The organism is Rhodosalinus sediminis (assembly GCF_003385555.1).
Taxonomy (GTDB): domain Bacteria; phylum Pseudomonadota; class Alphaproteobacteria; order Rhodobacterales; family Rhodobacteraceae; genus Rhodosalinus; species Rhodosalinus sediminis.
The window spans coordinates 34,018-60,836 of record NZ_QOHR01000007.1; the positions used below are offsets into that span (position 1 = coordinate 34,018).

Genomic DNA, 26,819 nt, shown 5'->3' on the forward strand with positions numbered 1-26,819 from the left:
AGCAGGGTAAAGGCGGCCTTAACCGCCCTCCGGCGCGAGGAGCTTGCGGAACATCCCCTCGACATGCGCCGCCGCGTCGTCCCAGACGTCGCCCTCGGGCATCAGCACGGCGATCTGCGCCTCGAAATCGGCGTAGTGCTGCGTCGTCGCCCAGATCGACATGATCAGGTGGCGCGGCTCCACCGGCGCGAGGCGCCCCTCGGCGACCCAGCGCGCGATCAGCGCCGCCTTCTCGTCCACCAGCGGCTTGAGCCCGTGCTCGAGGTGCGGGCGCATGCGCGGCGCGCCCTGCACGATCTCGTTGGCGAAAAGCCGGCTCTCACGCGGGTATTCCCGGCTCATCTCCAGCTTGCGGCGGATGTAGCGCAGGAGCTCCTCGAGCGGCTCGCCCTCCGGGTCGAGGCGGCGCAGCGGCTCGACCCAGGTCTCCATCATCGCGTTCAGGAGGGTGACGTGGATCGCCTCCTTCCCGTCGAAGTAATAGAGGATGTTGGGTTTCGAGAGCCCCGACGCCTGCGCGATCTGGTCGAGCGTCGCGCCGCGGTAGCCTTCCACCGAGAACACGTCGAGCGCCGCCTCGAGGATGCGCCGGCGGTTCCGGGCCTGGATGCGGCTCGGCTTCTTGGCGGAGGTGTCGGCGGGTGTCTGCATGCCTGTGACGGCGCCTTGTGCAGGGATCGATCCGCTGTCGTCTCGCCCGCCCCGCGGCCGCCGTCAATCCTTGACAGGGTGGGGGGGCGTTGCAATCGTGGCTTTACCAAACGGTAAAAAGCCGGAGCCGCCGCGCCGCGCGCGGGCGGCCAGCCAACGGGGAGAGCACGACCATGGCCGCACCGGGCGAGAACCTGCGGATCGACGCGGACCGTCTCTGGGACAGCCTCATGGAGATGGCGCGGATCGGGCCCGGCGTCGCCGGCGGCAACAACCGGCAGACCCTGACCGACGCCGACGCCGAGGGGCGGACGCTCTTTCAGCGCTGGTGCGAGGAGGCGGGCCTCTCGATGGGGCTCGACAGCATGGGCAACATGTTCGCCCGGCGCGAGGGCGCCGATCCGGAGGCGCTGCCGGTCTACGTGGGCTCGCACCTCGACACGCAGCCCACGGGCGGCAAGTACGACGGGGTGCTGGGCGTGCTCGGCGGGCTCGAGGTCATCCGCACGATGAACGATCTCGGCATCCGCACGAAGCACCCGATCGTGGTGACCAACTGGACCAACGAGGAGGGCACCCGCTTCGCGCCCGCGATGCTGTCCTCCGGGGTTTTCGCCGGGGTACATGACGAGGCATGGGCCTACGATCGCACCGACGCCGAGGGCAAGCGCTTCGGCGACGAGCTGGCGCGCATCGGCTGGCAGGGCGAGGAGCCCGTGGGCGCGCGCAGGATGCACGCCTTCTTCGAGTTGCACATCGAACAGGGCCCCATCCTCGAGGCCGAGGGCAAGGAGGTTGGCGTCGTCACCCATGGGCAGGGGCTGTCGTGGACGCAGGTGACCATCACCGGCAAGGACGCGCACACCGGCTCCACCCCGATGCCGATGCGCCGGAACGCGGGCCTCGGCATGGCGCGGGTGCTTGAGCTGGTGGAGGAAATCGCCCTCTCGCACGCGCCGCATGCCGTTGGCGCGGCGGGGCACATCGACGTCTATCCGAACTCGCGCAACGTGATCCCGGGCAAGGCCGTCTTCACGGTCGATTTCCGCTCGCCCGAGCTGGCCGTGATCCGCGACATGGAGGAACGCCTCCGCGCGGGGGCGGAAAAGATCTGCGCCGACATGGGGCTCGAGGTCGCCTTCGAGAAGGTGGGGGGCTTCGACCCGGTGGAATTCGACGCGGAGTGCGTGCAGGCGGTGCGCGACGCGGCCGAACGGCTCGGCTATTCGCACCGCGAGATCGTCTCGGGCGCCGGGCACGACGCCTGCTGGATCAACCGCGTGGCGCCGACGGCGATGGTCATGTGTCCCTGCGTGGACGGCCTGTCGCACAACGAGGCCGAGGAGATCAGCAAGGACTGGGCGCGCGCAGGCGCCGACGTGCTGATGCACGCGGTGCTCGAGACCGCCGAGATCGTGGAGTGAGCCACGCCCGCGCCCGGCCCGCGCGACGGGCCGGACCGCCGGCGTGCCGGCCCGGACAGGGCCACGACAAAACAACAGGGAGACGACGCCAATGAGCAAGGTCATCAAGGGCGGCACCATCGTGACGGCCGATCTGGTCTACGAGGCCGACGTTCTGGTCGAGAACGGCCGCATCGCCGAGATCGGCAAGAACCTGAAGGGCGACGAGGTGCTCGACGCCACCGGCTGCTACGTGATGCCGGGCGGGATCGACCCGCACACCCACATGGAGATGCCCTTCATGGGCACCTATTCCGCCGAGAACTTCGAGAGCGGCACGCGCGCGGCCCTCGCCGGCGGCACCACGATGATCGTGGACTTCGCCCTGCCGCAGCCCGGGCAGGGGCTGCTCGACGCGATCCGGATGTGGGACAACAAGTCCACCGCGGCGAACTGCGACTACTCCTTCCACATGGCGGTGACCTGGTGGGGCGAGCAGGTCTTCGACGAGATGAAGGACGTCACCGCGCGCGGCATCAACACCTTCAAGCACTTCATGGCCTACAAGGGTGCGCTGATGGTGAACGACGACGAGCTCTTCGCCTCCTTCCAGCGCGTCAAGGAACTGGGCGGCATCCCGCTCGTGCATGCCGAGAACGGCGACGTGGTGGCCGACCTGCAGCAGAAATACCTCGCCGAGGGCAACACCGGCCCCGAGGCGCACGCCTATTCGCGCCCGCCCGAGGTGGAGGGGGAGGCCGCGAACCGCGCCATCATGATCGCCGACATGGCGGGCGTGCCGCTCTACATCGTGCACGTCTCCTGCGAGCAGGCGCACGAGGCGATCCGCCGCGCGCGGATGCAGGGCAAGCGCGTCTGGGGCGAGCCGCTGATCCAACACCTGACGCTGGACGAGAGCGAATACTTCGACAAGGACTGGGACCACGCCGCGCGGCGCGTGATGTCGCCACCCTTCCGCGACCAGCACCACCAGGACAGCCTGTGGAACGGGCTGGCGAGCGGCTCGCTCTCGGTCGTGGCCACCGATCACTGCGCCTTCACCACCGACCAGAAGCGCTACGGCGTCGGCGATTTCACCAAGATCCCGAACGGCACCGGCGGGCTCGAGGACCGGATGCCGATGCTCTGGACCCACGGGGTGAGCACCGGGCGGCTGACCATGCAGGAGTTCGTGGCCGTCACCTCGACCAACATCGCGAAGATCCTGAACGTCTATCCCCGGAAGGGCGCGATCCTCGAGGGCGCCGACGCCGACATCGTCGTCTGGGACCCGGAGAAGGAAAAGACGATCAGCGTCGACACGCAGCAATCGATCATCGACTACAACGTCTTCGAGGGCAAGCACGTGAAGGGCCTGCCGCGCTTCACCCTCACCCGCGGCAAGGTGGCCGTGCACGACGGCGAGATGCGCACCGAGCCCGGCCACGGCGACTTCGTGAAGCGCCCGCCCAACGGCCCGGTGAACACGGCGCTCTCCACCTGGAAGGAGCTCACCGCGCCGCGCAAGGTGGAGCGCAGCGGCATCCCGGCGAGCGGGGTGTGAGCGACACGACGGAGGCACAGCGAGGGGGCGCGACGGCGATGAAGGACACCCGCGCGACCGAGGCCGCGATCGCCGCGGCGGACCTGAACCTCGTCTTCCAGACCGGGGACGGCGCGGTTCAGGCGCTCAAGGACGTGAACCTGACCGTCGGGCGCGGCGAGTTCGTGAGCTTCATCGGCCCCTCGGGCTGCGGCAAGACCACGCTTCTGCGCGTGATCGCCGCGCTCGAGACGCCGACCTCGGGCAGCATGTCCGTCAACGGCATGACGCCCGACGCGGCGCGCCGCGCCCGCGCCTACGGCTACGTCTTTCAGGCGGCGGGGCTCTACCCGTGGCGCACGATCGGCGGCAACGTGCGCCTGCCGCTCGAGATCATGGGCTATCCGAAGGCCGAGCAGGCCGAGCGCACGGCCCGGGTGCTGGAGCTCGTGGACCTCGCCGGCTTCGAGAAGAAGTATCCATGGCAACTGTCGGGGGGCATGCAGCAGCGCGCCTCGATCGCCCGCGCGCTGGCCTTCGATGCCGACATCCTGCTGATGGACGAGCCCTTCGGCGCGCTCGACGAGATCGTGCGCGACCGGCTGAACGAGGAGCTTCTCGCGCTCTGGGGACGGACGGGCAAGACCATCGCCTTCGTCACCCATTCGATCCCGGAGGCGGTCTATCTCTCGACGAAGATCGTCGTGATGTCGCCGCGTCCGGGCCGGATCAGCGACGTGATCGAGAGCCCGCTGCCCGCCGAGCGTCCGCTCGAGATCCGCGACACGCCGGAGTTCATCGAGATCGCCCACCGCGTCCGCGAGGGGCTGCACGCGGGGCACGCGGCATGACCGCCGCGCGGCCGCGGATCCCGTCGCGCGCGGCGGCGCCGCGCAGGGGGGCTGTCTGCCCCCCTCTGGCGCGCATGCGCGCGCCATTCACCCCCCGAGGATATTTCTCCCCAAGAAGAAGGGCGGACGCCGTCGTGGAGGGACGGGCATGACATCGGTCGCCGACATCGCCGCGCCGGGGGCGGGCGCGGGGCGCACGGGGGCGCGGGCCCGGCGCTGGCTGCGGCTCCGGGCGGCGCCGGTGCTCGCCGTGGTGCTCGGCATCGTGGCGCTCTGGTACGCGGCCTGCGTGCCGATGAACGTGAAGGAGACGCTGACCTTCGCCGAGCGCGCGGGCGCGGAGGTCACGCCGGCCTCGCCCTCGGAGCGCCGCGCCATGGGGCGCTGGGCGCTGGTGGCGGCCAATCCCGGGCACCTCGGCGGGAGCTTCGCGCTCGACCGGCCGCGGCTGCCGGCGCCGCATCAGGTGGTGGCGGAACTCTGGACGACGACCGTCGAGACGGCGCCCACGTCGAAGCGGAGCCTCGTCTGGCACGGCTGGGTGACGCTGTCGGCGACACTTCTGGGCTTCGGGATCGGCACGGCGCTGGGCGTGCTGCTGGCGGTGGGGATCGTGCACGACCGGGCGATGGACATGAGCGTGCTGCCCTGGGCCATCGCGAGCCAGACGATCCCGATCCTCGCCATCGCGCCGATGATCATCGTGGTGCTCAATTCCATCGGGCTGCAGGGGCTGATTCCGAAGGCGCTGATCTCGGCCTACCTGAGCTTCTTTCCCGTCGTGGTCAGCATGGTCGCGGGGCTCCGCAGCCCGGCGGCGAGCCAGATGGACCTGATGCAAACCTATTCGGCGACGCCGGCCCAGGTCTTCTGGACGCTGCGGCTGCCCGCCTCGGTGCCCTATCTCTTCGCCGCGCTGAAGGTGGGGATCGCGGCCGCGCTGATCGGGGCGATCGTGGGCGAGCTGCCCACCGGGGCCTCGGAAGGGCTGGGCGCGCGGCTCTTGGCGGGGAGCTATTACGGGCAGACGGTGCAGATCTGGTCGGCGCTCTTCGCCGCGGCGATCCTCGCGGCGGCGATGGTGGGGACCATCGGCGCGCTGGAACGGGCGACGCTGCGGCGCATGGGGTTCGCGCGATGACCGCGGCGCTCGGGCGGATCGGGCCGCTTCTGGCGGCGCAGATCGCGGCGGTGGCCGTGGCGCTCGCGCTCGCGCCGCGGGCGGCGCTGGTGCTCGCCGTGTGGTTCGCGGCGTGGCAGGCGAACATCCGCCTGTCGGAGAGCGCGCTCGCGCGGGGGCGCGCGGGGCGGAGCCTCGTGGCGGCGGTCTTCGGGGTGACGGTGCTGATCCTCTGGGAGATGACCGTGCGGCTCTTCGGGGTGCCGCCGGTGATCCTGCCGCCGCCGACGGAGATCGCCGTGACGCTCGCGGCGAACGGGACGCTTCTCTGGGGCGACTTCGTGCAGACCGTGGTGAAGGGCGCGCTGACGGGCTACGTCATCGGCTGCGCCGCGGCGGTCGGCATGGCGGTGGCGGTGGACCGCTCGCCCTTCCTGCAGCGCGGGCTCCTGCCGGTGGGCAGCTTCATGGCCGCGCTGCCGATCATCGGCACGGCGCCGATCCTCGTGATGTGGTTCGGCTTCGGCTGGCAGTCGAAGGCGGCGGTCGTGGTGCTGATGGTCTTCTTTCCGATGCTGGTGAACGCGGTCGCCGGGCTGAAGTCGGCCGACCGGATGCAGCGCGACCTGATGGAGACCTACGCCGCGAGCTACTGGCAGTCGCTCGTCAAGCTGCGGCTGCCGGCGGCGATGCCGCTCATCTTCAATGGGCTCAAGATCGCCTCCACACTGGCGCTGATCGGCGCGATCGTGGCGGAGTTCTTCGGCTCGCCGACGCGGGGGCTCGGCTTCCGGATCTCGACCTCGGTGGGCCAGCTTCAGCTCGGCATGGTCTGGGCGGGCATCACGGTGGCCGCGCTCGCCGGGTCGGCCTTCTATTTCGCCGTCGCATGGGCGGAACGGCGGGTGACCTTCTGGCACCCGTCGCAAAGACCCTGAGCAACAGGGGAACGACAGCAAAAACGGAGGTATGACGATGAAAGACCTGACCAGGACGGCGCTCGGGCTGGCGCTGGCGGGGGGCCTCGCCGGGGGCGCGCAGGCCGCCGACGAGGTGACCCTGCAGCTCAAGTGGGTGACGCAGGCGCAGTTCGCGGGCTACTACGTCGCCGAGGCCAAGGGCTTCTACGATGAGGCCGATCTCGACGTGACGATCCGGCCGGGCGGGCCGGACATCGCGCCGCCGCAGGTGATCGCGGGCGGCGGCGCCGACGTGATCGTGGAGTGGATGCCCGCCGCGCTCGCCGCGCGGGAGAACGGCCTGCCGCTCGTCAACATCGCGCAGCCCTTCAAGTCGTCGGGCATGATGATGACCTGCTGGGCCGACACGGGCATCGAGGCGCCCGAGGACCTCGCGAACCGCACGCTCGGCGTCTGGTTCTTCGGCAACGAGTTTCCCTTCCTGAGCTGGATGGCGAAGCTCGGCATCGACACCGACGGCAAGAGCGAGAGCGGCGTCGAGGTGCTCAAGCAGGGCTTCAACGTCGATCCCCTGCTGCAGCGGCAGGCGGACTGCATCTCGACGATGACCTACAACGAGTACTGGCAGGTGATCGACGCGGGCGTGAGCCCCGAGGAACTCGTGACCTTCAAGTACGAGGATCAGGGCGTCGCCACACTGGAGGACGGGCTCTGGACGCTCGAGGAGAACCTCGAGGACCCGGCCTTCGTGGACAAGATGGCGCGCTTCGTCGACGCCTCCATGCGCGGCTGGAAATACGCCGAGGAGAACCCGGACGAGGCGGCGATGATCGTGCTGGAGAACGACGCCACCGGCGCGCAGACCGAAAAGCACCAGAAGCGGATGATGGGCGAGGTCGCGAAGCTCACCGCGGGCTCGGACGGCACGCTGGACCCGGCGGATTACGAGCGCACGGTCGAGACGCTGCTTTCGGGCGGCTCGACGCCGGTGATCACCGAGCACCCGGGCGACGGCGCGTGGACGCACGCGGTGACCGACGCGGCGCTGAACTGATCCGGAGCGCCTGACGCGCGGGAGGGGCCGGCCGGCGGGCCGGCCCCTTTTCGTTGCGACGCCCGGCGCGGGCCGGGCGTTTTACAAAACCTTCAGGAAACCGACACACGCGTTTCGCGCGCCCCGCGTAACCGGGCCCAAACCAGCCTTGGGGGGCGCGACGTGCTGCACATCGACGGACTGACGAAGCGGTTCGGCGCGAACACCGCCGTGGACGCCGCGACGATCGAGGTGGACCGCGCGATGATGGTGGGCATCATCGGCGCCTCGGGCGCGGGGAAGTCCACCCTCCTGCGGATGCTCAACCGCCTGACCGACGCGACCGGGGGCGCGGCGCATTTCGACGGCACCGAGATCACCGCGCTCGAGGGCGCGGCGAAGCGGCGCTGGCAGTCGGACTGCGCGATGATCTTCCAGCAGTTCAACCTCGTGCCGCGGATGGACGTGGTGGCGAACGTGCTGCACGGCACGCTCAACCGCCGCTCGACGCTGGCGACGCTCTTCAGCCTCTACCCGGAGGCCGACATTCACCGCGCCATCGACATCCTCGAGCGGCTCGGGATCGCCGAGCACGCGCCCAAGCGCGCCGAGGCGCTCTCGGGCGGGCAGCAGCAGCGCGTCGCCATCGCGCGCGCGCTGATGCAGGACCCGAGGATGATCCTCGCCGACGAGCCGATCGCGAGCCTCGACCCGATGAACGCGCAGATCGTGATGGACACGCTGCGCCGAATTCACGACGAGGACGGGCGCATGGTCGTCTGCAACCTGCACACGCTGGATACCGCGCGGCGCTACTGCGACCGGGTGATCGGCATGCGGCAGGGGCGGATCGTCTTCGACGGCACGCCCGAGCAGCTGACCACCGGCGTCGCGCGCGACATCTACGGCGCCGACGCGAGCTTCTCCGAGTCCGCCACCTCGACCGAGATCCGCGAGCACGCCCCCGCGCCCGTGCCCGCCTGAGCCCTTCCGCCGCCCCGCTCGCCCGAGGGGCGGCGCGGGGCACCCCACGCCTGACCAGACATGAGGGATCGACCATGAAGAAAGCACTTGCCGCCGCCCTGGCGACCACCGCCCTCGCCGCCCCGGCGATGGCGCAGGAGATCGACGAGTTCCGCATCGGCCTGCTGGGCGGCGAGAACGCGCAGGACCGCCTCGCCTCCAACCAGTGCCTCGCCGATTACGCCGAGGAGGCGCTCGGCGTGCCGACGCGGCTCTTCGCGCCGGCCGACTACAACGGCGTGATCCAGGGCCTGCTCGGCGGCTCGATCGACATGGCCTGGCTCGGCGCGTCGGGCTACGCGGCCACGCATATCGCCGACCCGGACGCGGTCGAGCCGGTGCTCGTCAAGACCAACCTCGACGGCTCCTTCTCCTATCACTCGATCGGCTTCGCCCGCGCCGACAGCGGCATCGCCTCGCTCGAGGACATGGAAGGCAAGGTCTTCGGCTTCGGCGACCCGAACTCCACCTCGGGCTACCTGATCCCCTCGGTCGAGGTCCCGCAGGAGACCGGCGCCTCGATGGAGCCGGGCGACTACTTCGGCGACGTCGTCTTCACCGGCGGGCACGAGCAGACCATCGTCGCGGTCGCCAACGGCGACATCGACGCCGGCGTGACCTGGGCCGACGGCCTCGGCGCGTGGGAGGACGGCTACAACTCCGGCGCGCTGCGCAAGGCCTCGGACGCGGGCCTCGTGGACATGAACGAGCTCGTCGAGATCTGGAAGTCCAAGCCGATCCCGGAAGGTCCGATCGTCCTCAGCACCTCGCTGCCCGAGGACGTGAAGGAGACCATGGTCGAGCTCGTCTCCAACCTGCACGAGACCGACGAGGAATGCGCCTACGGCGTCGCCGCCGGCGAGACGGCGGGCTTCGAGCCGATCGGCCACGAGGCCTACGAGACCATCATCGAAGTGCGCAAGCGCGAGATGAACTGAAGGCGCTTCGCCTGACACGGGGTCCCGGTCCGTGCGGCCGGGACCCGCTTCGTATCCGGGACACCGCATGGCCGACCTCGCCGCCCCCGCCGACCGAGAGCCCGACGCCCGCGGCGCCTATCTGGCGCTGACGCGGCGCCGGCGGCTCTACAGCGGGCTGACGCTCCTGATCTTCGTCGTGCTCATGGCGAGCGGCTTCGCCGTCGCCGACGGGCGCAACGCCGGCTCCTTCGTGGACGGCTGGCGCAACATGCTGGACTTCCCGGCCGACGTGGTGGCCGAGGCCTGGGAGAAGCGCGCCGAGATGCCGGCGCTTCTCTGGCGCTACGTGCCGGCCCTGATCGAGACGCTGAACATCGCGGCGCTCGCCTCGCTGCTGGGCTTCTTCGGGGGGCTCGGGCTGTCCCTCGTCTCGACGCAGGGCCTCGCGCCCTTCCCGCGGCTGATCCCGGTCTTCCGCCGCATCATGGACGTGCTGCGCGCGTTGCCGGAGATCGTCGTCGCTCTGGTGTTGATCTTCATCATGGGCAGCGGCCCGGTGCCCGCCATGATCGCCATCGCGCTGCACACCGCGGGCGCGCTGGGCAAGCTCTATTCCGAGGTGAACGAGAATGCCGACCTGAAGCCGGTCGAGGGCCTGCAATCGGTCGGCGCGAGCTGGGGCCAGCGCATGGCCTACGGCGTGATCCCGCAGGTGGCGCCCAACTACCTGAGCTACGGCCTCCTGCGGTTCGAGATCAACATCCGCGCCTCGGCGATCCTCGGCTTCGTGGGCGCGGGCGGCATCGGCTACGAGCTGCGCAACTCGATGACCTTCGGGCTGGGCAAGTTCGACGAGGCGGCGGCGATCTTCGTGATGCTCTTCCTGACGATCGTCGTGGTGGACCAGCTCTCGAGCCAGCTCCGCAACCGTCTGACGCAAGGCAGGGAGATCGCGCCGTGACCGACGCCGCCCTCGAGACGCCCGGCGCGCGCCACGCCGCCGCGGTCCGCCGCATCGCCGCGAAGCGCCGTGTCGCCCTCGCCGTGCCGGCGGCGATCCTCGCCTATCTCGTCTACGTCTTCTTCGCCTTCGACATTCCGGGCCTCGCCGAGCGCGCGCGCCTCGACAACGCCGCGACGCTGGTGGCCGACAGTTACAGCCACAAGGTCCACGTCACGCGCGACAACCGCTCGGGCGAGATCACGGTGGCCAAGGAAGGCGAGCGCAAGGGCACCTTCCCGCCGGAGATGGAGCCCGACTGGATCGCGCGGGACGACGGCGGCGCGCGCGTCGCGCTCGAGGACGGGCACGAGGTGATCTTCGGCCCGGACAACACGGCCGTCTACCTCCACCCCGAGGTCGGCCGCATCGAGGCGCGGGCGAGCCGCGCGGACGGCGTCGAGATCGGCCGCGCGCCCGAGACGCTGCCCGACTGGGTGAGCTATTCCTCCGCGCGGCTCGACATCCGCACCGACGCGGGCCGGCTGACGATGACCCGCAGCCGGACGGAGGCCTACCGCTACTTCTTCGGCTGGGAGCTCTTCTGGTTCACGCTGGACAGCCCCTACTACGACCGCACGCCGGCCGAGATCCTCTTCGGCCCCCGGCTGGACGAGGCGCGGCCGAACCTCGTCGGCGCATGGGCCGACTTCTGGGGCAACAATGTCTGGCGGCACGCCGACGTCGCCTGGGCGATGCTCGAGACGATCCTGATGGCCTTCCTCGGCACCTTTGGCGCCGCCGTGGTGGCGCTGCCGCTCGGCTTCGTCGCCGCGAAGAACTTCACGCCGCTGATGACGCTGCGCTTCGGGGCGCGGCGGGTCTTCGACTTCCTGCGGGGGGTGGACGCGCTGATCTGGACGATCGTGCTCTCGCGGGCCTTCGGGCCCGGGCCGCTGACCGGCGCGCTGGCGATCCTCTTCACCGACACCGGGAGCTTCGGCAAGATCTTCTCCGAGGCGCTCGAGAACGTGGACGACAAGCAGATCGAGGGCGTCTCCTCGACCGGCGCGCGGCCGGTGCAGCGCTACCGTTTCGGGGTGATCCCGCAGGTGATGCCCGTGCTGCTGAGCCAGGTGCTCTACTTCTTCGAATCGAACACCCGCTCCGCGACGGTCATCGGCGCGATCACCGGGGGCGGCATCGGGTTGCTGATCACGCAGGCGATCATCACCCAGAAGGACTGGGAAGAGGTGACCTATTACATCATCCTCATCGTGCTGACGGTGATGGCGATGGACTGGCTCTCCGGCATCCTGCGCCGGCGGCTGATCAAGGGCGACGCGGGCTGAGCCCGCCGCCCGGCATCCATGAAACCGAGCGAGACGACAGGAGGCGCGCGATGGCGCGACTGACGGCGGAGGGCGCCTTCCTCCACCCGGATTGCGAGATCACCGAGGCGACCTTCGGCGCCTATACCGAGGTCGGCCGGGGCACGCGCGTCGCGCAGTCCGTCTTCGGGGATTATTCCTACTGCGACCGTTACTGCGACATCGCCAACGCCGAGGTGGGCCGCTTCGCCAACATCGCGAGCTTCGTGCGCATCGGCGCGACGGACCACCCGCTGGACCGGGCGAGCCTGCATCACTTCATGTACCGCTCGGCGAGCTACTGGGACGACGCGGAGGACGACGCCGACTGGTTCGCGCGGCGCAAGGCGCGGCGCGCGCGGATCGGGCACGACACCTGGATCGGGCACGCGGCGCAGATCAAGCCGGAGGCCACGGTGGGCCACGGCGCGGTGGTGGCCTCCGGCGCGGTCGTGACGAAGGATGTGGCGCCCTACACCATCGTCGCGGGCCTCCCCGCACGGCCCGTGCGCGCGCGCCAGCCCGCCGGGATCGCCGAGCGGCTGATCGCGCTCGCGTGGTGGGACTGGGACCACGACCGCCTGCGCGCCGCACTGCCCGATTTCCGCGCGCTCGGCGCCGAGGCGTTTCTCGAGAAATACGGCGGCTGACCGCGAAATCCGGGCGGCCCCGCGGGGCCGCCCGGGATACGTTCAGTATGCACGCTGAAATCCGGGGACGGTGAATTCGTCGACCAATGCGGTTTGCCTAGCCGGCCCGCGTAACGCGCGCGTGACGCTCACTCCGCCGCGAGGGCGAGCGCCTCGCCCCCGGCGGCGAGGAAGCGCGCCGCCGCCCCGCCCGACAGATGGGCGAGACGCCCCCCGGCGATGGTCGCCTCCACCGCGCGGTTGCGCGGGTCGATCACCGTCAGATCGGCGCGGCGGCCGTAGTCGATGCGGCCCCGGTCGGCGAGGCCCATGATCTCGGCCGGGCGCTCCGAGATCATCGCCCAGGCCCGCGGCAGATCGGCGAGCCCCTCGTCCACGAGGCGGAAGGCGGCGGCGGCGAGCGAGGGATAGTGATAATCCGACACCAGCGCGTCGCAGAGCCCCGCGCGGATCAGGTCGCGCGCCGCGACGTTGCCCGCCTGCGAGCCGCCGCGCACCACGTTGGGCGCGCCCATCAGCACCGGGTCGCCCACCGCCCGCGCGAGCGCGGCGGCCGCGCGGCGCTGCGGGAACTCGCAGATCTTCGCGCCGATCATGGAAAACGTCTCGCGCGTTTCGCCGTCGGGGTCGTCGTGGCTGCCGTAGCGCACGCCCAGCGCGTCGAAGGCCTCCGCGAGGCGGCAGAGGTAACGCGGCACGTCGCGTGCCTGCGCCTGCGCCCGCGCGACGGCGCGCAGGTGAGCGTCCGGGGTGCCCCCGGCGCTGCGCGCCCAGTGCGCCAGCGCGTCGCGGTCGCTCTCGGCCAGCGCGGCGGCCTCGGAGAGGTGATTGTTGAACACCACGTAGTCGATCCGGTGCCGGCGCACCGTGTCGAGCAGGCGGTCGAACGTGTCCACCGTATGCGTCTCGCAGCGCAGTTGCACGCGCAGGTCGCTCGCCGCGCGCGGGCCGTGCTCCTCCAGCGCGCGCAGCAGGAGCTCCGCCTGATCGGGTCCGCGCCGGCCGCCCTCCCACGACCAGCCCTGCGCGAGCCAGGCGGTGGTCACGCCGTTGGCGGCCGCCTCGCGGTCGGTGGCGCGCAGCGCCATCTCCAGCGGCAGCTCGGCCGTCGGGCGCGGGGCGAGCTGACGCTCGAAGGCATCGCCGTGCAGATCGACGATCCCCGGCAGCACGAGATACCCCGAGAGGTCCACCGCCGGCAGCGGCCCCTTGGTGATGCGCCCCTCGGCGACGGCGACGGACCGCTCCTGAAGGGCGCCGTCGCGCAGGACGGTCGCGCCGGTGAGGCGAAGGGAAAGGGGCGCGGTGGACACGGGGCGATCCGTCTGTGGATAATTTGCGGATTACGTAACATCCCTTTGTGTCGCGGCGGTGACAAAAGTGCGGGATGTCAGGCGTCTGCCGGATCGTCGGCCTGCTCGCCCCCCTCGTCCGGCCCCTCGCCCGGCTCCGAGACGGTGAGCGTCACGCGGTCGCCCGCGAACCAGGTCGTGCCGAACTCGACCGGCGTGCCCTCCGGGTCGGTGTTGACGGCGACGCTGCGCAGGAGCGGCGCGCCCTCGGGCACGCGGAGCTGCGCAGCCTGCGTCGCGGTGGCCGCGCGGGCCGTCACGCGCGTGACGCGGCGCGTGTAGTCCGGCACCCCCGCCCGCGCGAGCGCCGCGGTGACCGAGGAAAGCTCGCGCAGCGCGGGTTCCAGCCCCGGCAGCCGCGCGGCGGGAAAGACGCTGCGGAAGAGCGCGAGCGGCTGGTTGTCGGCGAGCGAGCGCCCCTCGCAGACGAGCGCGGGGTCGCCCGGCGCGAGGTTCAGCGCCTCGGCCTCGCGCGCGTCGGCCGCCCGCGTCTCCAGCAGCCGGATCTCGCGCGCGGGCAGGCGCCCGGCGGCGGCGAGGTTGCGGTGAAACCGCGTGCGCCGGCCGATGGGATACTCCGTCGGGGCATGCTGCACGAAGACGCCGGCGCCGCGGCGCGCGTGCACGAGGCCCGCCTCGGCCAGCGCGGCGAGCGCGCGGCGCACGGTGTGGCGGTTCACGCCGAAGCGCGCGGCCAGCGCCGCCTCGCTCGGCAGCCGGTCGCCGGAGGCGTAGCGCCCCTCGGCGATGTCCTCGGTGAGGGCGGTCTCGATGGCGGTCCAGAGCGGCGTGCGGGGCATGTCACGGAAACTTCACGGAGGGCGGGATTGCGCGGCGGGGCCACGGAGAGTATGGACCTGTCTAGTTGTATAGAAACAGACTCGGCGGAGCAAGCGCGCGATGAGCGGCATGGAACAGGCGATCGGGACGCGGCAGGGGTGGATGGGCCTTCTGGCGCGCGCGCCGGCGGGGGAGCTCGCCCGCCTCTGGGCCGACGCGGGCCTCGAGGCGCCCGCGCACGACTGGCTCCGCCCGCCCGAGACCGGCGCCGTGATGGTACGCGGCCGCGCCGGCGCGCAGGGCGCACCCTTCAACCTCGGCGAGATGACGGTGACGCGCTGCGCGCTGCGCCTCGCCGACGGGCGCGAGGGGCACGCCCACGTGCAGGGCCGCGACAAGGCGCATGCCCGCCGCGCGGCGCTCGCGGATGCGCTGATGCAGGGGGCCGAGGCCGCGACCGTGCGCGACCGCATCCTCGCCCCGCTGGCCGAGGCCGAGGCCGCGCGCCGCGCCGCCCGCGCCCGCCGCGCGGCGGCGACCCGGGTCGAGTTCTTCACCATGGCACGGGGAGAGAACGGATGAACGCGGTTCCCGGCGGCTTCGCCGATCCCCCGGTCGAGGCGGCGCAGGCCTTCCGCGCCGCGATGTCGGCGATGGCCCGCCCCGGCCGGATCGAGCGGGTGGGCGGCGTCGCGCCGCCCGCGCCGCTCTCGGTCGCGGCGGGGGTGCTGGTGCTCACGCTCTGCGACGCGGACACACCGCTCCACCTCGCCGGGCGCGCGGACAGCGAGGCGGTGCGCGCCTGGATCGCCTTTCACACCGGCGCGCCGCTCGTCGCGCGGGGCGCGGCCGCCTTCGCGCTCGGCGACTGGGCGGCGCTCCTGCCGCTGGAGAGCTACGCGCAGGGCGTGCCCGAATATCCCGACCGCTCCGCGACGCTGATCGTCGAGACGGAGCGGCTCGCGTCCGAGGGGGCGCGCCTCGCCGGGCCGGGCATCGAGACGGAGGCGCGGCTCGACCTGCCGGACCCGGAGGCGCTGCGCGCCAATCACGGGGCCTTTCCGCTGGGGCTCGATTTCTTCTTCACCTGCGGCGACCGCCTCGCGGCGGTGCCGCGCTCGACACGGGTGCTCTGATGTATGTCGCGGTCAAGGGCGGCGAGCGGGCGATCGACAACGCGCACGCCTGGCTCGCCGAAGCGCGGCGGGGCGATGCCTCAGTCGCCGGTCTGACGCTCGCGCAGATCCGCGAGCAGCTCGCGCTCGCCGTCGACCGGGTGATGGCGGAGGGCGCGCTCTACGACGCGGACCTCGCCGCGCTGGCGATCAAGCAGGCGCGCGGCGACATGATCGAGGCGATCTTCCTGATCCGCGCCTACAAGACGACGCTGCCGCGGCTCGGCTATTCGCGCCCCGTGGAGACGGCCGCGATGCGCGTGATCCGCCGCGTCTCGGCCACCTTCAAGGACGTGCCGGGCGGGCAGATCCTCGGGCCGACCTTCGACTACACGCACCGCCTTCTGGACTTCGTGCTCGCCGCCGAAGGCGAGACGCCCGAAGCGCCCGAGGCCGACGCGGCGCCGGACCCGGCGCCCCACGTTCTGGGGTATCTCGACCGCGAGGGCGTGATCCAGCCGGAGGCCGACGGCGACGCGACGCCGGGCGACCTGACCCGCGCGCCGCTGGAACTGCCCGCCGACCGGGCGCTGCGGCTGCAGGCGCTCGCGCGGGGGGACGAGGGCTTCCTGCTGAGCCTCGCCTATTCCTCGCAGCGCGGTTACGGCCGCAACCACCCCTTCGTGGGCGAGCTGCGCATCGGCGCCGTGGCGGTGGAGCTCGACATCCCCGAGCTCGGCTTCGCCGTCGAGATCGGCGAGGTGGAGCTCACCGAATGCGAGACGGTGAACCAGTTCACCGGGTCGAAGACCGAGCCCGCGCAGTTCACCCGCGGCTACGGCCTCGTCTTCGGGCAGTCGGAGCGCAAGGCGATCGCCATGGCGCTCGTGGATCGCGCGCTGCGCTGGAAGGAGCTCGGCGAGGAGGACACCGGCGCGCCGGTGCAGGACGAGGAGTTCGTCCTCTCGCACGCCGACAACATTCAGGCGACGGGGTTCCTCGAGCACATCAAGCTGCCCCACTACGTCGATTTCCAGTCCGAGCTGGAACTCGTCCGCCGGCTGCGCCGCGAGGCGGCCGCGGCCTCCGAAAGGGAGGCCGCGGAATGACCTCAGGCGCGATCTTTCTCCGGCGCCGCGGCGCGCAGACGCCGCAGCCTGAGCGCGGCGCCGGCGACGAGCGCGACCCCCGCGGCGAGGCCGAGCGGCCCCGTGGCCATGGTGGCGACGATATCCATTGTCCCGTCCTTTCAGCTGTCTCCGGGTCGTCCGGGGCCATCCTGACGCGGAAATGGGACGATTTCATGGTGAACGCGCGGGACGCCGCGGGCCGTCGCGCCCGTGCCACGAACCGCCCGGCGGCAGGAGGCGCGCGATGAGCGACTACAACTTCGCCTATCTCGACGAGCCGACGAAGCGGATGATCCGCCGCGCGATCCTCAAGGGGCTGGCGATCCCCGGCTATCAGGTGCCCTTCGCCAGCCGCGAGATGCCGATGCCCTACGGCTGGGGCACCGGCGGCGTGCAGGTGACCGCGGCCACGCTGACGCCCGACGACACGCTCAAGGTGATCGATCAGGGCGCGGACGACACGACCAACGCGGTCTCGATCCGGCGTTTCTTCCAGCGGGTGGCGGGCGTGGCCACCACCGAGCGCACGGCCGAGGCCAGCGTGATCCAGACCCGCCACCGCGTGCCCGAGACGCCGCTCACCGGGGACCAGATCCTCGTCTACCAGGTGCCGATCCCGGAGCCCCTGCGCTTTCTCGAGCCTTCGGAGGTGGAGACGCGCAAGATGCACGCGCTCGAGGATTACGGGCTGATGCACGTCAAGCTCTACGAGGACATCGCGCGCCACGGCGAGATCGCGACCTCCTACGCCTACCCGGCGCGGGCGGCGGGGCGCTACGTGATGGATCCGTCGCCGATCCCGAAGTTCGACAACCCCAAGCTCGAGAGCCCCGCGATCCAGCTCTTCGGCGCCGGGCGCGAGCAGCGCATCTACGCCCTGCCGCCCTGGACGCGGGTGGAGAGCCTCGACTTCGAGGATCACCCCTTCGACCCCTCGAAGGCGGAGCATCCCTGCGCGCTCTGCGGGGCGCGCGAAAGCTATCTCGACGAGGTGATCGTCGACGACGCGGGCGGGCGGATGTTCGTCTGCTCGGACACCGACTACTGCGCCGGCCGACGCGCGGCCGGCCACCGGGGCACGGAGGCGGCGGCATGAGCGACGGAAAATCCTTGCAAGGATTTTCCCAAGGCCTTTCCAAAGGCCTTGGGCCCGGCGGCCCCCTTCTCTCGGTCGAGGGGGTGACGAAGCACTACGGGGCCCGCCTCGGCTGCGCCGATGTCTCCTTCGATCTCTGGCCCGGCGAGGTCATGGGGATCGTGGGCGAATCCGGCTCGGGCAAATCCACCCTGCTCGGCTGCCTCTCGGGGCAGCTCGCGCCGGACGCGGGGCGCGTGCTCTACGAGATGAAGGACGGGCTGACCGACACGGCGGCGCTCGGCGAGGGGGCGCGGCGGCGGCTGATGCGCACCGACTGGGCCTTCGTCCACCAGAACCCGCGCGACGGGCTCAGGATGGGCGTCTCCGCCGGCGGCAACGTGGGCGAGCGCCTGATGGGCACCGGCGCGCAGCACTACGGGCGCATCCGCGGCGCCGCGCTCGACTGGCTCGGCCGGGTGGAGATCGCCGCCGACCGGATCGACGACCGGCCCTCGGCCTTCTCGGGCGGCATGCAGCAGCGGCTGCAGATCGCGCGCACGCTGGTCACGGGCCCGCGGCTCGTCTTCATGGACGAGCCCACCGGCGGGCTCGACGTGAGCGTGCAGGCGCGGCTTCTCGACCTCCTGCGCGGACTGGTGCGCGAGATGGGGCTCTCGGTGATCATCGTGACCCACGACCTCGCCGTGGTGCGGCTGCTCGCCGACCGGCTGATGGTGATGCAGGGCGGGCACGTGGTCGAACAGGGGCTGACGGATCAGGTCCTCGACGATCCGCAGCACGCCTACACCCAGCTTCTCGTCGCCTCGGTGCTGCAGGCATGATGCGGACCGGCCACCTCGTCGCGGGCGGGCGCGCCGAAGCGCGGGGCGTCGGCCCCGACCGCGTGGCGGCCGGTCAGCCGCTCGGCTGCGGCACGCCCGTGCCGGGCCGCCACGAGGGACCGCGGAAGCGCGCGCAGCGCGACGTGCGCCCTATCGCCGGGCAGGCGGGGGGCCTGTCGCGGGCGGCGGGAGCGCCGCGCGACGCGACGGGCGGGGGCGTCGCCTGCGAACGGGCGGCGAGCCTCGGGATCGTCGCGGCGGTCGCCATGCTCGTCCTGCCGCCGGCGCGGATCGCCTCGGGCCACGGCATGACCTTCGGCCCGATGCCGGAGACCGGCGGGCACCTCGGCGGTCCAATGGCGCCGGGGGTTGTGGCGGCGGGGCTGATGGCGGCCTCGGCGGTGGCGGCGCGCGTGATCGTCCGGCGCAAGGAGTGCATCTGATGGCGGTGATCGAGATCGAGGGCGCGTCGAAGGATTTCACGCTCCACAATCAGGGCGGCGCGGCGATCCCGGTGATGGCGGGCGCGCGGCTCGACGTGGGCGCGGGGGAGTGCGTCGCGCTCACCGGCGCCTCGGGCGCGGGCAAGTCCACGCTGATGCGCATGGTCTACGGCAACTACCTCGCCCGCGCCGGGCGGATCGGGGTCTGCGGCGTGGACGTGGCGCGGGCCGCGCCCCGCGAGATCCTCGCGCTGCGCCGCGACCGGCTGGGCTACGTCAGCCAGTTCCTGCGCGTCGTCCCGCGGGTGCCCACGCTCGAGGTGGTGGCCGAGCCGCTCCTGCGCGTCGGCACCGAGCGCGACGCCGCGCTCGAGCGGGCGCGCGGGCTGCTCGCCCGGCTCAACCTGCCCGAGCGGCTCTGGAGCCTCTCGCCCACGACCTTCTCGGGCGGCGAGCAGCAGCGCGTGAACATCGCGCGCGGCTTCGCGCACGCCTACCCGGCGCTTCTGCTGGACGAGCCGACGGCGAGCCTCGACGCCGGCAATCGCGAGGTGGTGCTGACGCTGGTCGAGGAGGCCAAGGCCCGCGGCGCGGCGATCCTCGGCATCTTCCACGACGAGGCGGCGCGCGCGCGCGTCTGCGACCGGGAGGTGGACGTCGGCACCTTCACCCCGCGGGCCGCGGCATGAGCGGGCGGCTGATCGCGGTGGTCGGCCCCTCGGGCGTGGGCAAGGACACGGTGATGGCCGAGATGGCCGCCCGCCGGCCCGGCCTGCACGTGGCGCGCCGCGCGATCACCCGGCCGGCGGCGGCGAGCGAACCCTTCGAGCCGCTCTCCGAGGCGGCCTTCGCGCGGCGGGAGGCGGCGGGCGACTTCGCCCTCGCCTGGCGGGCGCACGGCCTCGCCTATGCGCTGCCCGTGCCCGAACTCGCGGGCCTCGCCGAGGGGCGCGACGCCCTCGCCAATCTCTCGCGCCGGGCGCTCGGGGCGGCGGCGGCGCGCTTTCCGCGCCTCGTCGTGCTGGCGCTGGAGGCGCCGGCGGAAGTGCTGGCCGCGCGCCTCGCCGGGCGCGGCCGCGAAAGCGCGGACGAGATCGCCGCGCGCCTCGCGCGGGCCGCGCCGCTGCCCGCCGACCTGCCCGAGGATGTTCCGGTGATCCGCATCGACAATTCCGGCCCGCCGGGCGCGGCGGCCGAGGCGGCGCTCGCCGCGCTCTACCCGGAGAGGGCCGCCTCGTGAACCGCGTGGAACCGCCCCTCCGCGTCCTCGCCCATCAGCGCGAGGTGCGCGACCCGGAAGGGCCGCGGCGCCACCGGCGCGAAATGCGCGGCGAGCGCGGCCTCGGCGCGCGCCCGGTCGGCCTCGTCCAGCGGGCAGGTCAGCGTGACGTGAAAGCGGAACTCCTCCATCACGTAAGGATAGCCCCAGCGGCGCAGCAGCGCCTCCTGCCGGGGGCTGAGCCCGGGCTTGCGGCGCCGGGCGAGCTCCGCCGCGTCCGCGGGCGCGCGGAAGGCGTCGAGCACCTCCACCGTGGCGCACGCGAGCCGGTCGAGCTCCACCGCGCCGCCCTCGGGCCGGAGCGCGAGGAAGGGACCGACCGCGGCGACGGCGAGCCCCTCGGCCCGCGCCGGCCAGGCCCGCGCGCAGAAGGCGTCGAAGGCGGCGCGCAACTCCGCCTCGGTGCGTCCCTCGGCCAGGCGGAAGGGCGGCTTGATCGTCGCGTGAAAGCCGTAGCGCCGCGCCCGTTCGGTGAGCTCCGCCGCGGGTCGCGGCAGCCCCGGCACCTCCGGCTGCGCCAGTGCGCGCCCCGCCCGCGCGTCCCAGCCGAGCCACGCCGCGCCCGCCGCGCCGAGCGCGCCGTCGGGCAGCGCGTAGACCGCGTATCGCTCCCAACCCATCGCAATCCCTCCATCCGACGGGGCCCCGCATGACACGGCAAACGATCCTCGCCAATGCCCGCCTGATCCTGCCCGACCGGGTCGTGACCGGGCGGCTGCACCTCGAGGGCGACCGGATCGCCGGGATCGAACCGGGCGAAGGCGTGCCTGCGGGCGCCGAGGACTGCGGCGGCGACTGGGTCGCGCCGGGGCTCGTGGAGTTGCACACCGATAACCTCGAACGCCACATCGAGCCGCGCCCGAAGGTGGACTGGCCCCATGCCGCCGCGCTGGTGGCGCATGACGCGGAGCTCGCCGGCTGCGGCATCACCACGGTGTTCGACGCGATGCGCGTGGGCTCCAACCCCGGCGGCAAGCGCCGCTACCTGCCCTACGCGCGGCGCCTTGCGAGCGAGCTTCTGGAATTGCGCGAGGCGGGCGCGCTCCGGATCAGCCATTTCCTGCACCTGCGCGCCGAGATCTGTTCCGAGACGCTGCCCGAGGAGATGGACGCTTTCGGCCCCGCGGACCGCGTCGGCATCGTCAGCCTGATGGACCACACGCCGGGCCAGCGGCAGTTTCGCGACCTCTCGAAGCTGCGCGCCTACGTCTCCGGCAAGGTCGGCATGACCGAGGCGGAGTTCGTCGAGCACGTCGCCGAACTCAAGGAGCTGCGCGCGCGCCACGGCGACGCCCACGAGCGCCACGCCGTCGCGGCGGCGCAGGGCTACGGCGCGGTGCTGGCGAGCCACGACGACACCACGGCCGCGCATGTCGCCGCCTCCGCGGCGAACGGCGTGCGCCTCGCCGAGTTTCCGACGACCGAGGAAGCCGCCCGCGCCTGCCGCGCCGCCGGCATCCCGGTGATGATGGGCGCGCCCAACCTGATCCGCGGCGGCTCGCACTCGGGCAACGTGGCCGCGCAGGACCTAGCCGCGGCGGGGCTTCTCGATATCCTGTCGTCGGATTACGTGCCCGCCGCGCTCCTGCTGGGTGCGGTGCGGCTGGGCCGGCTCTGGGACGACATGGCGCGCGGGCTGGCCACCGTGACGCGCGCGCCGGCCGAGGCGGCAGGCCTCTCCGACCGGGGCGCGCTGATCGAGGGGCGGCGCGCCGACGTCATCCGCTTCGGCGAGCGCGCCGGCGTGCCGATGGTGCAGGGCGTCTGGGTCCGCGGCGCCCGCGTGGCCTGACGGCGGCGCGGCGCCCCGGGGCGCGGCGCATCGCGCCCGGGCGGGCGCTCTTCGCCGCGGCGCGCAGAGGGACCGGAGGGACCGATAAGCGCCCGCTGGACGGGGCCCTCGGGACTCGGGGCTGCCCCGGCGCATCGCACATCCGCGGGCGTCGCGCGCACCCCGCGCCGCCTCACCGCCGCCTCACCGCCGCCGAAGCGTGTCGCCCTCGTCGATCGTCGGCGTCAGCGTGACGATCCGCTCCCCCGGGTCGCGGCCGGCCACGCGGTCGGCCACGATGCGCGCGGCGCGGCGCCCGATCTCGCGGCGGCAGGCGTCCATCGTCGCGATCCGCCGCGGCAGCCCGTCCAGAAGCGTCAGCCCGTTGAACCCGGCGAGCCCGAGGCGGCCGGGGATCTCGATCCCCTGCTCCATCAGCCACAACAGCCCGCCCGCCGCGATCAGGTCGTTGGAGTAATAGAGGAAATCGAGCTCCGGGCTCCGCCCGAGCATGTCGCGCGTCATCTCGCGCCCCTTGGCGAGCGCCGAGCCGCCAGAATAGAATGCGCGGTCCTCGAGCTCCACGCCGCCCTTGGCGAGCGCCTCGACGAAACCCTCGAAGCGTTTTCGCGCCCGGTGGTCGAGCGGCATCTTGGTGCCGAGAAAGCCGATCCGCCGATACCCCTCGGCGAGGATCGCGCGCGCCATCTCGCGCCCCGCGCGGCGGTGCGAGATGCCGACCGCGGCGTCAACCGGCTCGCCGTCGGTGTCCATGATCTCGACCACCGGCATGTGCGCCGCGCGCAGCATCGCCCGCGCGGGGTCGGAATGCTCGAGCCCCGCGACGATCACGCCCGAGGGCCGCCACGAGAGCATCTCGTGCAGGACGCGCTCCTCCTTCTTGGGGAGGTAGTCGGTCATGCCGACGACGGGCTGCAAGCCGTCGGCCTCCAGCACTTCACTGATGCCCGAGAGGACCTCGGGAAAGACGAGATTGCCGAAGGAGGGCACGATCACCGCGACGAGATTGACCCGCTGGCTCGCCAGCCCGCCGGCGATGCGGTTGGGCACGTAGCCGAGCTCGCGCACCGCGGCGAGCACCTTCTCCCGGGTGCGCGCCGAGACGTCGTCGCGGTTGCGCAGCACCCGGCTCACCGTCATCTCGGAGACGCCCGAGGCCTCCGAGACGTCGCGCAGGGTGAGCGGCCGTTTGTCCTGTCGGCTCAAGAGCGCATCCGATCCGTGAAAGCTGCGCGAGCCTATCCCGCGCCCCCACGCCCCGCAAGCCGCCGCCCGGGTGACAAACCCGCCGCGGCGGGCTATCACGCCAGCGCGCGGCCCCGTGGCTCAACCGGATAGAGCAGCCCCCTCCTAAGGGGCAGGTTGCAGGTTCGAATCCTGCCGGGGTCGCCAGCTGTGTCTCCTCATGTTGATGCAAGTATCCGCCACTATCCTGTTTGTTGAGGATAAAACGCGGGCCTTCGGGTGTTCGGCCGCCTTGCCGGAAGGGTCGGCGCGTCAGGACGCTCGGCTGTATCGACGCGGCGGATCGGCGCGTTTCTCCATGCGAGGCGAGGGTATTTCAGAGAGCCGCCTGCCACCGGTGGTGTGCCGGGGCGTGCTCCGGTCGCCGCGGTCGACGTCCGACCCGTCTGCGCCTCCCGGTGCGCGCCGGCTCCGGGGGTCGCGCCCTGCTCGCCGCGACGGGCCGCGCATGTTTGCGGTCGGGGCCGGATGGATCGACGCGGTGTGCACGGTCTTCGCCGCAGTCCGGAGAGCGCCCGCGCATGAAAAAGCCCCCGCCGGCGCGGCGGGGGCTTTCGTGCTTCGAGGCGAGGCGCCGCGTCAGTGCAGCACGGCTTCCTCCGGCGGCTGCCGGTCGGAGCGGCCGACCCGGTCCCCGATCAGCAGGCCGTCGGCCCCGGCGCTCACCGGGATCACGTCGCCGTCCTTCACCTCTCCGCCGAGCAGCATCTCGGCGAGCGGGTCCTGCAGCGCCTTCTGGATCACCCGCTTGAGCGGGCGCGCGCCGAAGACCGGATCGTAGCCCTCGTTCGCGAGCCATTCCTTCGCCGCCTCGTCCATCTCCAGCCGGATCTTCCGGGCCGCGAGCCGCTTCTGAAGCTCGCCGAGCTGGATCTCGACGATGCCGGTCATGTCCGCGCGCTCCAGCCGGTCGAAGACGATGATCTCGTCGAGCCGGTTCAGGAACTCGGGGCGGAAGTGGTTGCGCACCGCCTCCATGACCTCGCCCTTGGCCTGGCTCGAGTCCGCGCCCTCCGGCAGACGGCTCAGCGCCTGGCTGCCGAGGTTGGAGGTGAGCACGATCAGCGTCTGCTTGAAGTCGACGTGATGGCCCTGCCCGTCGGTGAGCATGCCGTCGTCGAGCACCTGCAGGAGCACGTTGAAGACGTCCGGGTGGGCCTTCTCGACCTCGTCGAAGAGCACGACCTGATAGGGCCGGCGGCGCACCGCCTCGGTCAGGACGCCGCCTTCCTCGTAGCCGACGTAGCCCGGCGGCGCGCCGATCAGCCGGGCGACCGAGTGCTTCTCCATGAACTCCGACATGTCGATGCGCACCATCGCGCTCTCGTCGTCGAAGAGGAAATCGGCGAGCGACTTGGTGAGCTCCGTCTTGCCGACGCCGGTGGGCCCGAGGAAGAGGAACGAGCCCAGCGGCCGGTTCTCGTCGTTGAGCCCGGCGCGCGCGCGGCGCACGGCGTTGGCCACTGCGGTGACGGCCTGATCCTGCCCGACCACGCGGGCGTGGAGCTCCTCCTCCATGCGCAGGAGCTTCTCGCGCTCGCCCTCGAGCATCTTGGACATCGGGATGCCGGTCCAGCGCTCGACCACCGCCGCGATCTGCTCGGGGCGCACGGCCTCCTCGACCATGACTCCGTCCTCGGTCTCGCCCTCGCCCTCGCGGGCCTCGGCCTCGGCGAGCTGCGATTCGAGCTGCGGGATGATGCCGTAGGAGAGTTCCCCGGCGCGGGCGAGGTTGCCCTCGCGCTTGGCCTGCTCGAGCTCGTTGCGCGCCTGGTCGAGCTGTTCCTTGAGCTCGCGCGCGGAGGCGAGCTTGTCGCGCTCGGCCTGCCAGCGGGCGGTCATCTCGGCGGAGCGCTCCTGCAGCTCGGCGAGCTCCTTCTCGATCTTCTCGAGCCGATCTCGGGAGGCGGCGTCGTCCTCCTTCTTGAGCGCCTCGGCCTCGATCTGCATCTGCAGGATCTGGCGGTCGAGCTGGTCGAGCTCCTCGGGCTTGGAGTCCACCTCCATGCGCAGGCGGCTCGCCGCCTCGTCCATCAGGTCGATCGCCTTGTCCGGCAGGAAGCGGTCGGTGATGTAGCGGTCCGAAAGCTGCGCCGCGGCCACGAGCGCGCTGTCGGAGATGCGCACGCCGTGGTGAAGCTCGTACTTCTCCTTGATGCCGCGCAGGATGGAGACCGTGTCCTCCATCGTCGGCTCGTCCACGTAAAGCGGCTGAAACCGCCGGGCGAGCGCCGCGTCCTTCTCGACGTGCTTGCGGTATTCGTCGAGCGTCGTGGCGCCGACGCAGTGCAGCTCCCCCCGCGCGAGCGCGGGCTTCAGGAGGTTGGAGGCGTCCATCGCGCCGTCGGCCTTGCCGGCGCCGACGAGCGTGTGCATCTCGTCGATGAAGAGGATGATCTCGCCCGCGGCGGCGGTGATCTCGGACAGCACCGCCTTCAGCCGCTCCTCGAACTCGCCGCGATACTTCGCCCCCGCGATCAGCGCGCCCATGTCGAGCGCGAGCAGCTTCTTGTCGCGCAGGCTCTCCGGCACGTCGCCGTTCACGATGCGCAGGGCGAGACCCTCGGCGATGGCGGTCTTGCCGACGCCGGGGTCGCCGATCAGCACGGGGTTGTTCTTCGTCCGGCGCGAGAGCACCTGCATGGCGCGGCGGATTTCCTCGTCGCGCCCGATGATCGGGTCGATCCGGCCCTCTTCGGCGGCCTCGGTCAGGTCGCGCGCGTATTTGCGGAGCGCGTCGTAGCCCTCTTCCGCGCTCTCGGTGTCGGCGGTGCGGCCCTTGCGCAGGTCGTTGATCGCCTCGTTGAGCTTCTGCGGGCTGACCGCGCCGGCCTCGAGCGCCTCTTTCGCCGGGCTCTTCACCATGCCGAGCGCGGTGAGGATGCGCTCCACGGGCACGAAGCTGTCGCCGGCCTTTTTGGCGAGTTTCTCGGCCTCGTCCATGACCTTGGCGGTCTGCTGGTCGAGATAGACCTGCCCCGCCCCGCTGCCCGAGACCTGCGGCACCTTGGCGAGCGCGGCCTCGACCGCCTCGGAGACGCGCTCGGGCGCGCCGCCGGCGCGGCGGATCAGGTTGGCGGCGAGCCCCTGCTCGTCGTCCATCAGCGCCTTCAGCAGGTGCTCGGGGGCGAGCTTCTGGTGTCCCTCGCGCACCGCGATGGTCTGCGCCGCCTGCATGAAGCCGCGCGACCGTTCCGTGAACTTCGACAAGTCCATGACGTTTCTCTCCTTCTTCAAGCGCCCCCTGTCGGCCGCCCGCCCGGCGGCGCGGCCCCTCGGAAGCCTCGCGGGATCGAGATGGGAAGGGGCGCGGCCTGTTGCAAGTGGACAACAGCCCCG

27 protein-coding genes and 1 tRNA gene are annotated in these 26,819 nt (G+C 72.0%); 21 read left to right on the forward strand and 7 right to left on the reverse strand.

Going from position 1 to position 26,819, the window contains the following annotated elements:
* Positions 1 to 18 precede the first annotated feature (18 nt).
* Positions 19 to 651, reverse strand: coding sequence for a TetR family transcriptional regulator C-terminal domain-containing protein (locus tag DRV84_RS07635; RefSeq protein WP_115979298.1), 633 nt, complete (start codon positions 649 to 651; stop codon positions 19 to 21).
* 173 nt (positions 652 to 824) lie between these two features.
* Here DRV84_RS07635 and DRV84_RS07640 point away from each other — a divergent pair, with 173 nt between their 5' ends.
* The 11 genes from DRV84_RS07640 to DRV84_RS07690 all read left to right on the forward strand — a co-directional run bounded on the left by DRV84_RS07640 (position 825) and on the right by DRV84_RS07690 (position 12,424).
* Complete coding sequence (locus tag DRV84_RS07640) at positions 825 to 2,075, forward strand: Zn-dependent hydrolase (RefSeq protein ID WP_115979299.1); 1,251 nt, start codon at positions 825 to 827, stop codon at positions 2,073 to 2,075.
* Between the two features lie 91 nt (positions 2,076 to 2,166).
* Positions 2,167 to 3,618, forward strand: a complete 1,452-nt coding sequence (hydA, locus tag DRV84_RS07645) for a dihydropyrimidinase (RefSeq protein WP_115979300.1) — start codon at positions 2,167 to 2,169, stop codon at positions 3,616 to 3,618.
* Between the two features lie 38 nt (positions 3,619 to 3,656).
* Positions 3,657 to 4,448 (forward strand): ABC transporter ATP-binding protein, encoded by a 792-nt coding sequence (locus tag DRV84_RS07650; RefSeq protein WP_115979301.1) that lies wholly within the window; start codon positions 3,657 to 3,659, stop codon positions 4,446 to 4,448.
* A 148-nt stretch (positions 4,449 to 4,596) separates the two neighbouring features.
* On the forward strand, positions 4,597 to 5,589 hold the full coding sequence (locus DRV84_RS07655) for an ABC transporter permease (RefSeq protein ID WP_115979302.1): 993 nt from the start codon (positions 4,597 to 4,599) through the stop codon (positions 5,587 to 5,589).
* Complete coding sequence (locus DRV84_RS07660) at positions 5,586 to 6,506, forward strand: ABC transporter permease (RefSeq protein WP_115979303.1); 921 nt, start codon at positions 5,586 to 5,588, stop codon at positions 6,504 to 6,506. Before DRV84_RS07655 ends, DRV84_RS07660 begins: the two co-directional genes overlap by 4 nt.
* A 37-nt stretch (positions 6,507 to 6,543) precedes the next feature.
* Positions 6,544 to 7,542 (forward strand): ABC transporter substrate-binding protein, encoded by a 999-nt coding sequence (locus DRV84_RS07665; RefSeq protein WP_115979367.1) that lies wholly within the window; start codon positions 6,544 to 6,546, stop codon positions 7,540 to 7,542.
* A gap of 162 nt (positions 7,543 to 7,704) precedes the next feature.
* A complete protein-coding gene (gene phnC / locus DRV84_RS07670) occupies positions 7,705 to 8,505 on the forward strand; it encodes a phosphonate ABC transporter ATP-binding protein (protein ID WP_115979304.1) in 801 nt (266 codons plus the stop codon).
* A 74-nt stretch (positions 8,506 to 8,579) separates the two neighbouring features.
* Positions 8,580 to 9,482: a phosphonate ABC transporter substrate-binding protein gene (phnD, locus tag DRV84_RS07675; protein ID WP_115979305.1), complete on the forward strand. Its 903-nt coding sequence runs from the start codon at positions 8,580 to 8,582 to the stop codon at positions 9,480 to 9,482.
* A gap of 67 nt (positions 9,483 to 9,549) precedes the next feature.
* Complete coding sequence (phnE, locus tag DRV84_RS07680; protein WP_115979306.1) at positions 9,550 to 10,425, forward strand: phosphonate ABC transporter, permease protein PhnE; 876 nt, start codon at positions 9,550 to 9,552, stop codon at positions 10,423 to 10,425.
* The gene (phnE, locus tag DRV84_RS07685) at positions 10,422 to 11,756 is read left to right on the forward strand and encodes a phosphonate ABC transporter, permease protein PhnE (RefSeq protein ID WP_115979307.1); all 1,335 of its coding nucleotides are present in this window, start codon (positions 10,422 to 10,424) and stop codon (positions 11,754 to 11,756) included. The genes phnE (DRV84_RS07680) and phnE (DRV84_RS07685) overlap by 4 nt, the downstream gene beginning before the upstream one ends.
* Before the next feature lie 50 nt (positions 11,757 to 11,806).
* The gene (locus DRV84_RS07690) at positions 11,807 to 12,424 is read left to right on the forward strand and encodes an LbetaH domain-containing protein (RefSeq protein WP_115979308.1); all 618 of its coding nucleotides are present in this window, start codon (positions 11,807 to 11,809) and stop codon (positions 12,422 to 12,424) included.
* A 128-nt stretch (positions 12,425 to 12,552) separates the two neighbouring features.
* Here the strand turns inward: DRV84_RS07690 and DRV84_RS07695 are convergent, their stop codons facing one another.
* A complete protein-coding gene (locus DRV84_RS07695; protein ID WP_115979309.1) occupies positions 12,553 to 13,737 on the reverse strand; it encodes an alpha-D-ribose 1-methylphosphonate 5-triphosphate diphosphatase in 1,185 nt (394 codons plus the stop codon).
* 77 nt (positions 13,738 to 13,814) lie between these two features.
* A complete protein-coding gene (gene phnF / locus DRV84_RS07700) occupies positions 13,815 to 14,576 on the reverse strand; it encodes a phosphonate metabolism transcriptional regulator PhnF (RefSeq protein WP_115979310.1) in 762 nt (253 codons plus the stop codon).
* A gap of 100 nt (positions 14,577 to 14,676) precedes the next feature.
* Here phnF and phnG point away from each other — a divergent pair, with 100 nt between their 5' ends.
* Genes phnG through DRV84_RS07715 form a run of 3 tightly spaced genes read left to right on the forward strand, consistent with a single transcriptional unit; the run spans position 14,677 to position 16,780 of the window.
* Positions 14,677 to 15,138: a phosphonate C-P lyase system protein PhnG gene (gene phnG / locus DRV84_RS07705; protein WP_115979311.1), complete on the forward strand. Its 462-nt coding sequence runs from the start codon at positions 14,677 to 14,679 to the stop codon at positions 15,136 to 15,138.
* Positions 15,135 to 15,692 carry a phosphonate C-P lyase system protein PhnH gene (phnH, locus tag DRV84_RS07710; protein ID WP_115979312.1) on the forward strand — a complete coding sequence of 186 codons (558 nt, stop codon included), beginning with the start codon at positions 15,135 to 15,137 and terminating at the stop codon, positions 15,690 to 15,692. Before phnG ends, phnH begins: the two co-directional genes overlap by 4 nt.
* Entirely contained in the window at positions 15,692 to 16,780 is a 1,089-nt protein-coding gene (locus DRV84_RS07715) for a carbon-phosphorus lyase complex subunit (RefSeq protein ID WP_115979313.1), read from the forward strand. The genes phnH and DRV84_RS07715 overlap by 1 nt, the downstream gene beginning before the upstream one ends.
* Before the next feature lie 2 nt (positions 16,781 to 16,782).
* On the opposite strand, the gene DRV84_RS16155 is transcribed toward DRV84_RS07715, so the two are convergent.
* Complete coding sequence (locus DRV84_RS16155) at positions 16,783 to 16,908, reverse strand: hypothetical protein (protein WP_275668737.1); 126 nt, start codon at positions 16,906 to 16,908, stop codon at positions 16,783 to 16,785.
* Positions 16,909 to 17,045: 137 nt separating this feature from the next.
* On the opposite strand from DRV84_RS16155, the gene DRV84_RS07720 reads away from it, so the two are divergent.
* From DRV84_RS07720 to phnN, 5 genes are read left to right on the forward strand one after another with little or no spacing between them, the layout of a single operon-like run.
* On the forward strand, positions 17,046 to 17,897 hold the full coding sequence (locus DRV84_RS07720; protein ID WP_115979314.1) for an alpha-D-ribose 1-methylphosphonate 5-phosphate C-P-lyase PhnJ: 852 nt from the start codon (positions 17,046 to 17,048) through the stop codon (positions 17,895 to 17,897).
* Complete coding sequence (gene phnK / locus DRV84_RS07725) at positions 17,894 to 18,721, forward strand: phosphonate C-P lyase system protein PhnK (protein ID WP_115979315.1); 828 nt, start codon at positions 17,894 to 17,896, stop codon at positions 18,719 to 18,721. Before DRV84_RS07720 ends, phnK begins: the two co-directional genes overlap by 4 nt.
* The gene (locus DRV84_RS07730; RefSeq protein WP_147298842.1) at positions 18,718 to 19,164 is read left to right on the forward strand and encodes a hypothetical protein; all 447 of its coding nucleotides are present in this window, start codon (positions 18,718 to 18,720) and stop codon (positions 19,162 to 19,164) included. The genes phnK and DRV84_RS07730 overlap by 4 nt, the downstream gene beginning before the upstream one ends.
* The gene (phnL, locus tag DRV84_RS07735; protein ID WP_420852970.1) at positions 19,164 to 19,853 is read left to right on the forward strand and encodes a phosphonate C-P lyase system protein PhnL; all 690 of its coding nucleotides are present in this window, start codon (positions 19,164 to 19,166) and stop codon (positions 19,851 to 19,853) included. The genes DRV84_RS07730 and phnL overlap by 1 nt, the downstream gene beginning before the upstream one ends.
* Positions 19,850 to 20,404, forward strand: coding sequence for a phosphonate metabolism protein/1,5-bisphosphokinase (PRPP-forming) PhnN (gene phnN, locus DRV84_RS07740; RefSeq protein WP_115979317.1), 555 nt, complete (start codon positions 19,850 to 19,852; stop codon positions 20,402 to 20,404). The genes phnL and phnN overlap by 4 nt, the downstream gene beginning before the upstream one ends.
* On the opposite strand, the gene DRV84_RS07745 is transcribed toward phnN, so the two are convergent.
* Complete coding sequence (locus DRV84_RS07745; protein WP_115979318.1) at positions 20,380 to 21,063, reverse strand: DUF1045 domain-containing protein; 684 nt, start codon at positions 21,061 to 21,063, stop codon at positions 20,380 to 20,382. The two genes, phnN and DRV84_RS07745, sit on opposite strands and share 25 nt — an antisense overlap.
* Positions 21,064 to 21,092: 29 nt before the next feature.
* Here DRV84_RS07745 and DRV84_RS07750 point away from each other — a divergent pair, with 29 nt between their 5' ends.
* Positions 21,093 to 22,235: an alpha-D-ribose 1-methylphosphonate 5-triphosphate diphosphatase gene (locus DRV84_RS07750; protein WP_115979319.1), complete on the forward strand. Its 1,143-nt coding sequence runs from the start codon at positions 21,093 to 21,095 to the stop codon at positions 22,233 to 22,235.
* 183 nt (positions 22,236 to 22,418) lie between these two features.
* Here the strand turns inward: DRV84_RS07750 and DRV84_RS07755 are convergent, their stop codons facing one another.
* Complete coding sequence (locus DRV84_RS07755) at positions 22,419 to 23,441, reverse strand: LacI family DNA-binding transcriptional regulator (protein ID WP_115979320.1); 1,023 nt, start codon at positions 23,439 to 23,441, stop codon at positions 22,419 to 22,421.
* A 109-nt stretch (positions 23,442 to 23,550) separates the two neighbouring features.
* On the opposite strand from DRV84_RS07755, the gene DRV84_RS07760 reads away from it, so the two are divergent.
* Positions 23,551 to 23,627: transfer RNA gene (locus tag DRV84_RS07760), tRNA-Arg, on the forward strand.
* A 432-nt stretch (positions 23,628 to 24,059) separates the two neighbouring features.
* Here the strand turns inward: DRV84_RS07760 and clpB are convergent.
* Positions 24,060 to 26,696, reverse strand: a complete 2,637-nt coding sequence (gene clpB / locus DRV84_RS07765; RefSeq protein WP_115979321.1) for an ATP-dependent chaperone ClpB — start codon at positions 26,694 to 26,696, stop codon at positions 24,060 to 24,062.
* Positions 26,697 to 26,819: the final 123 nt, after the last annotated feature.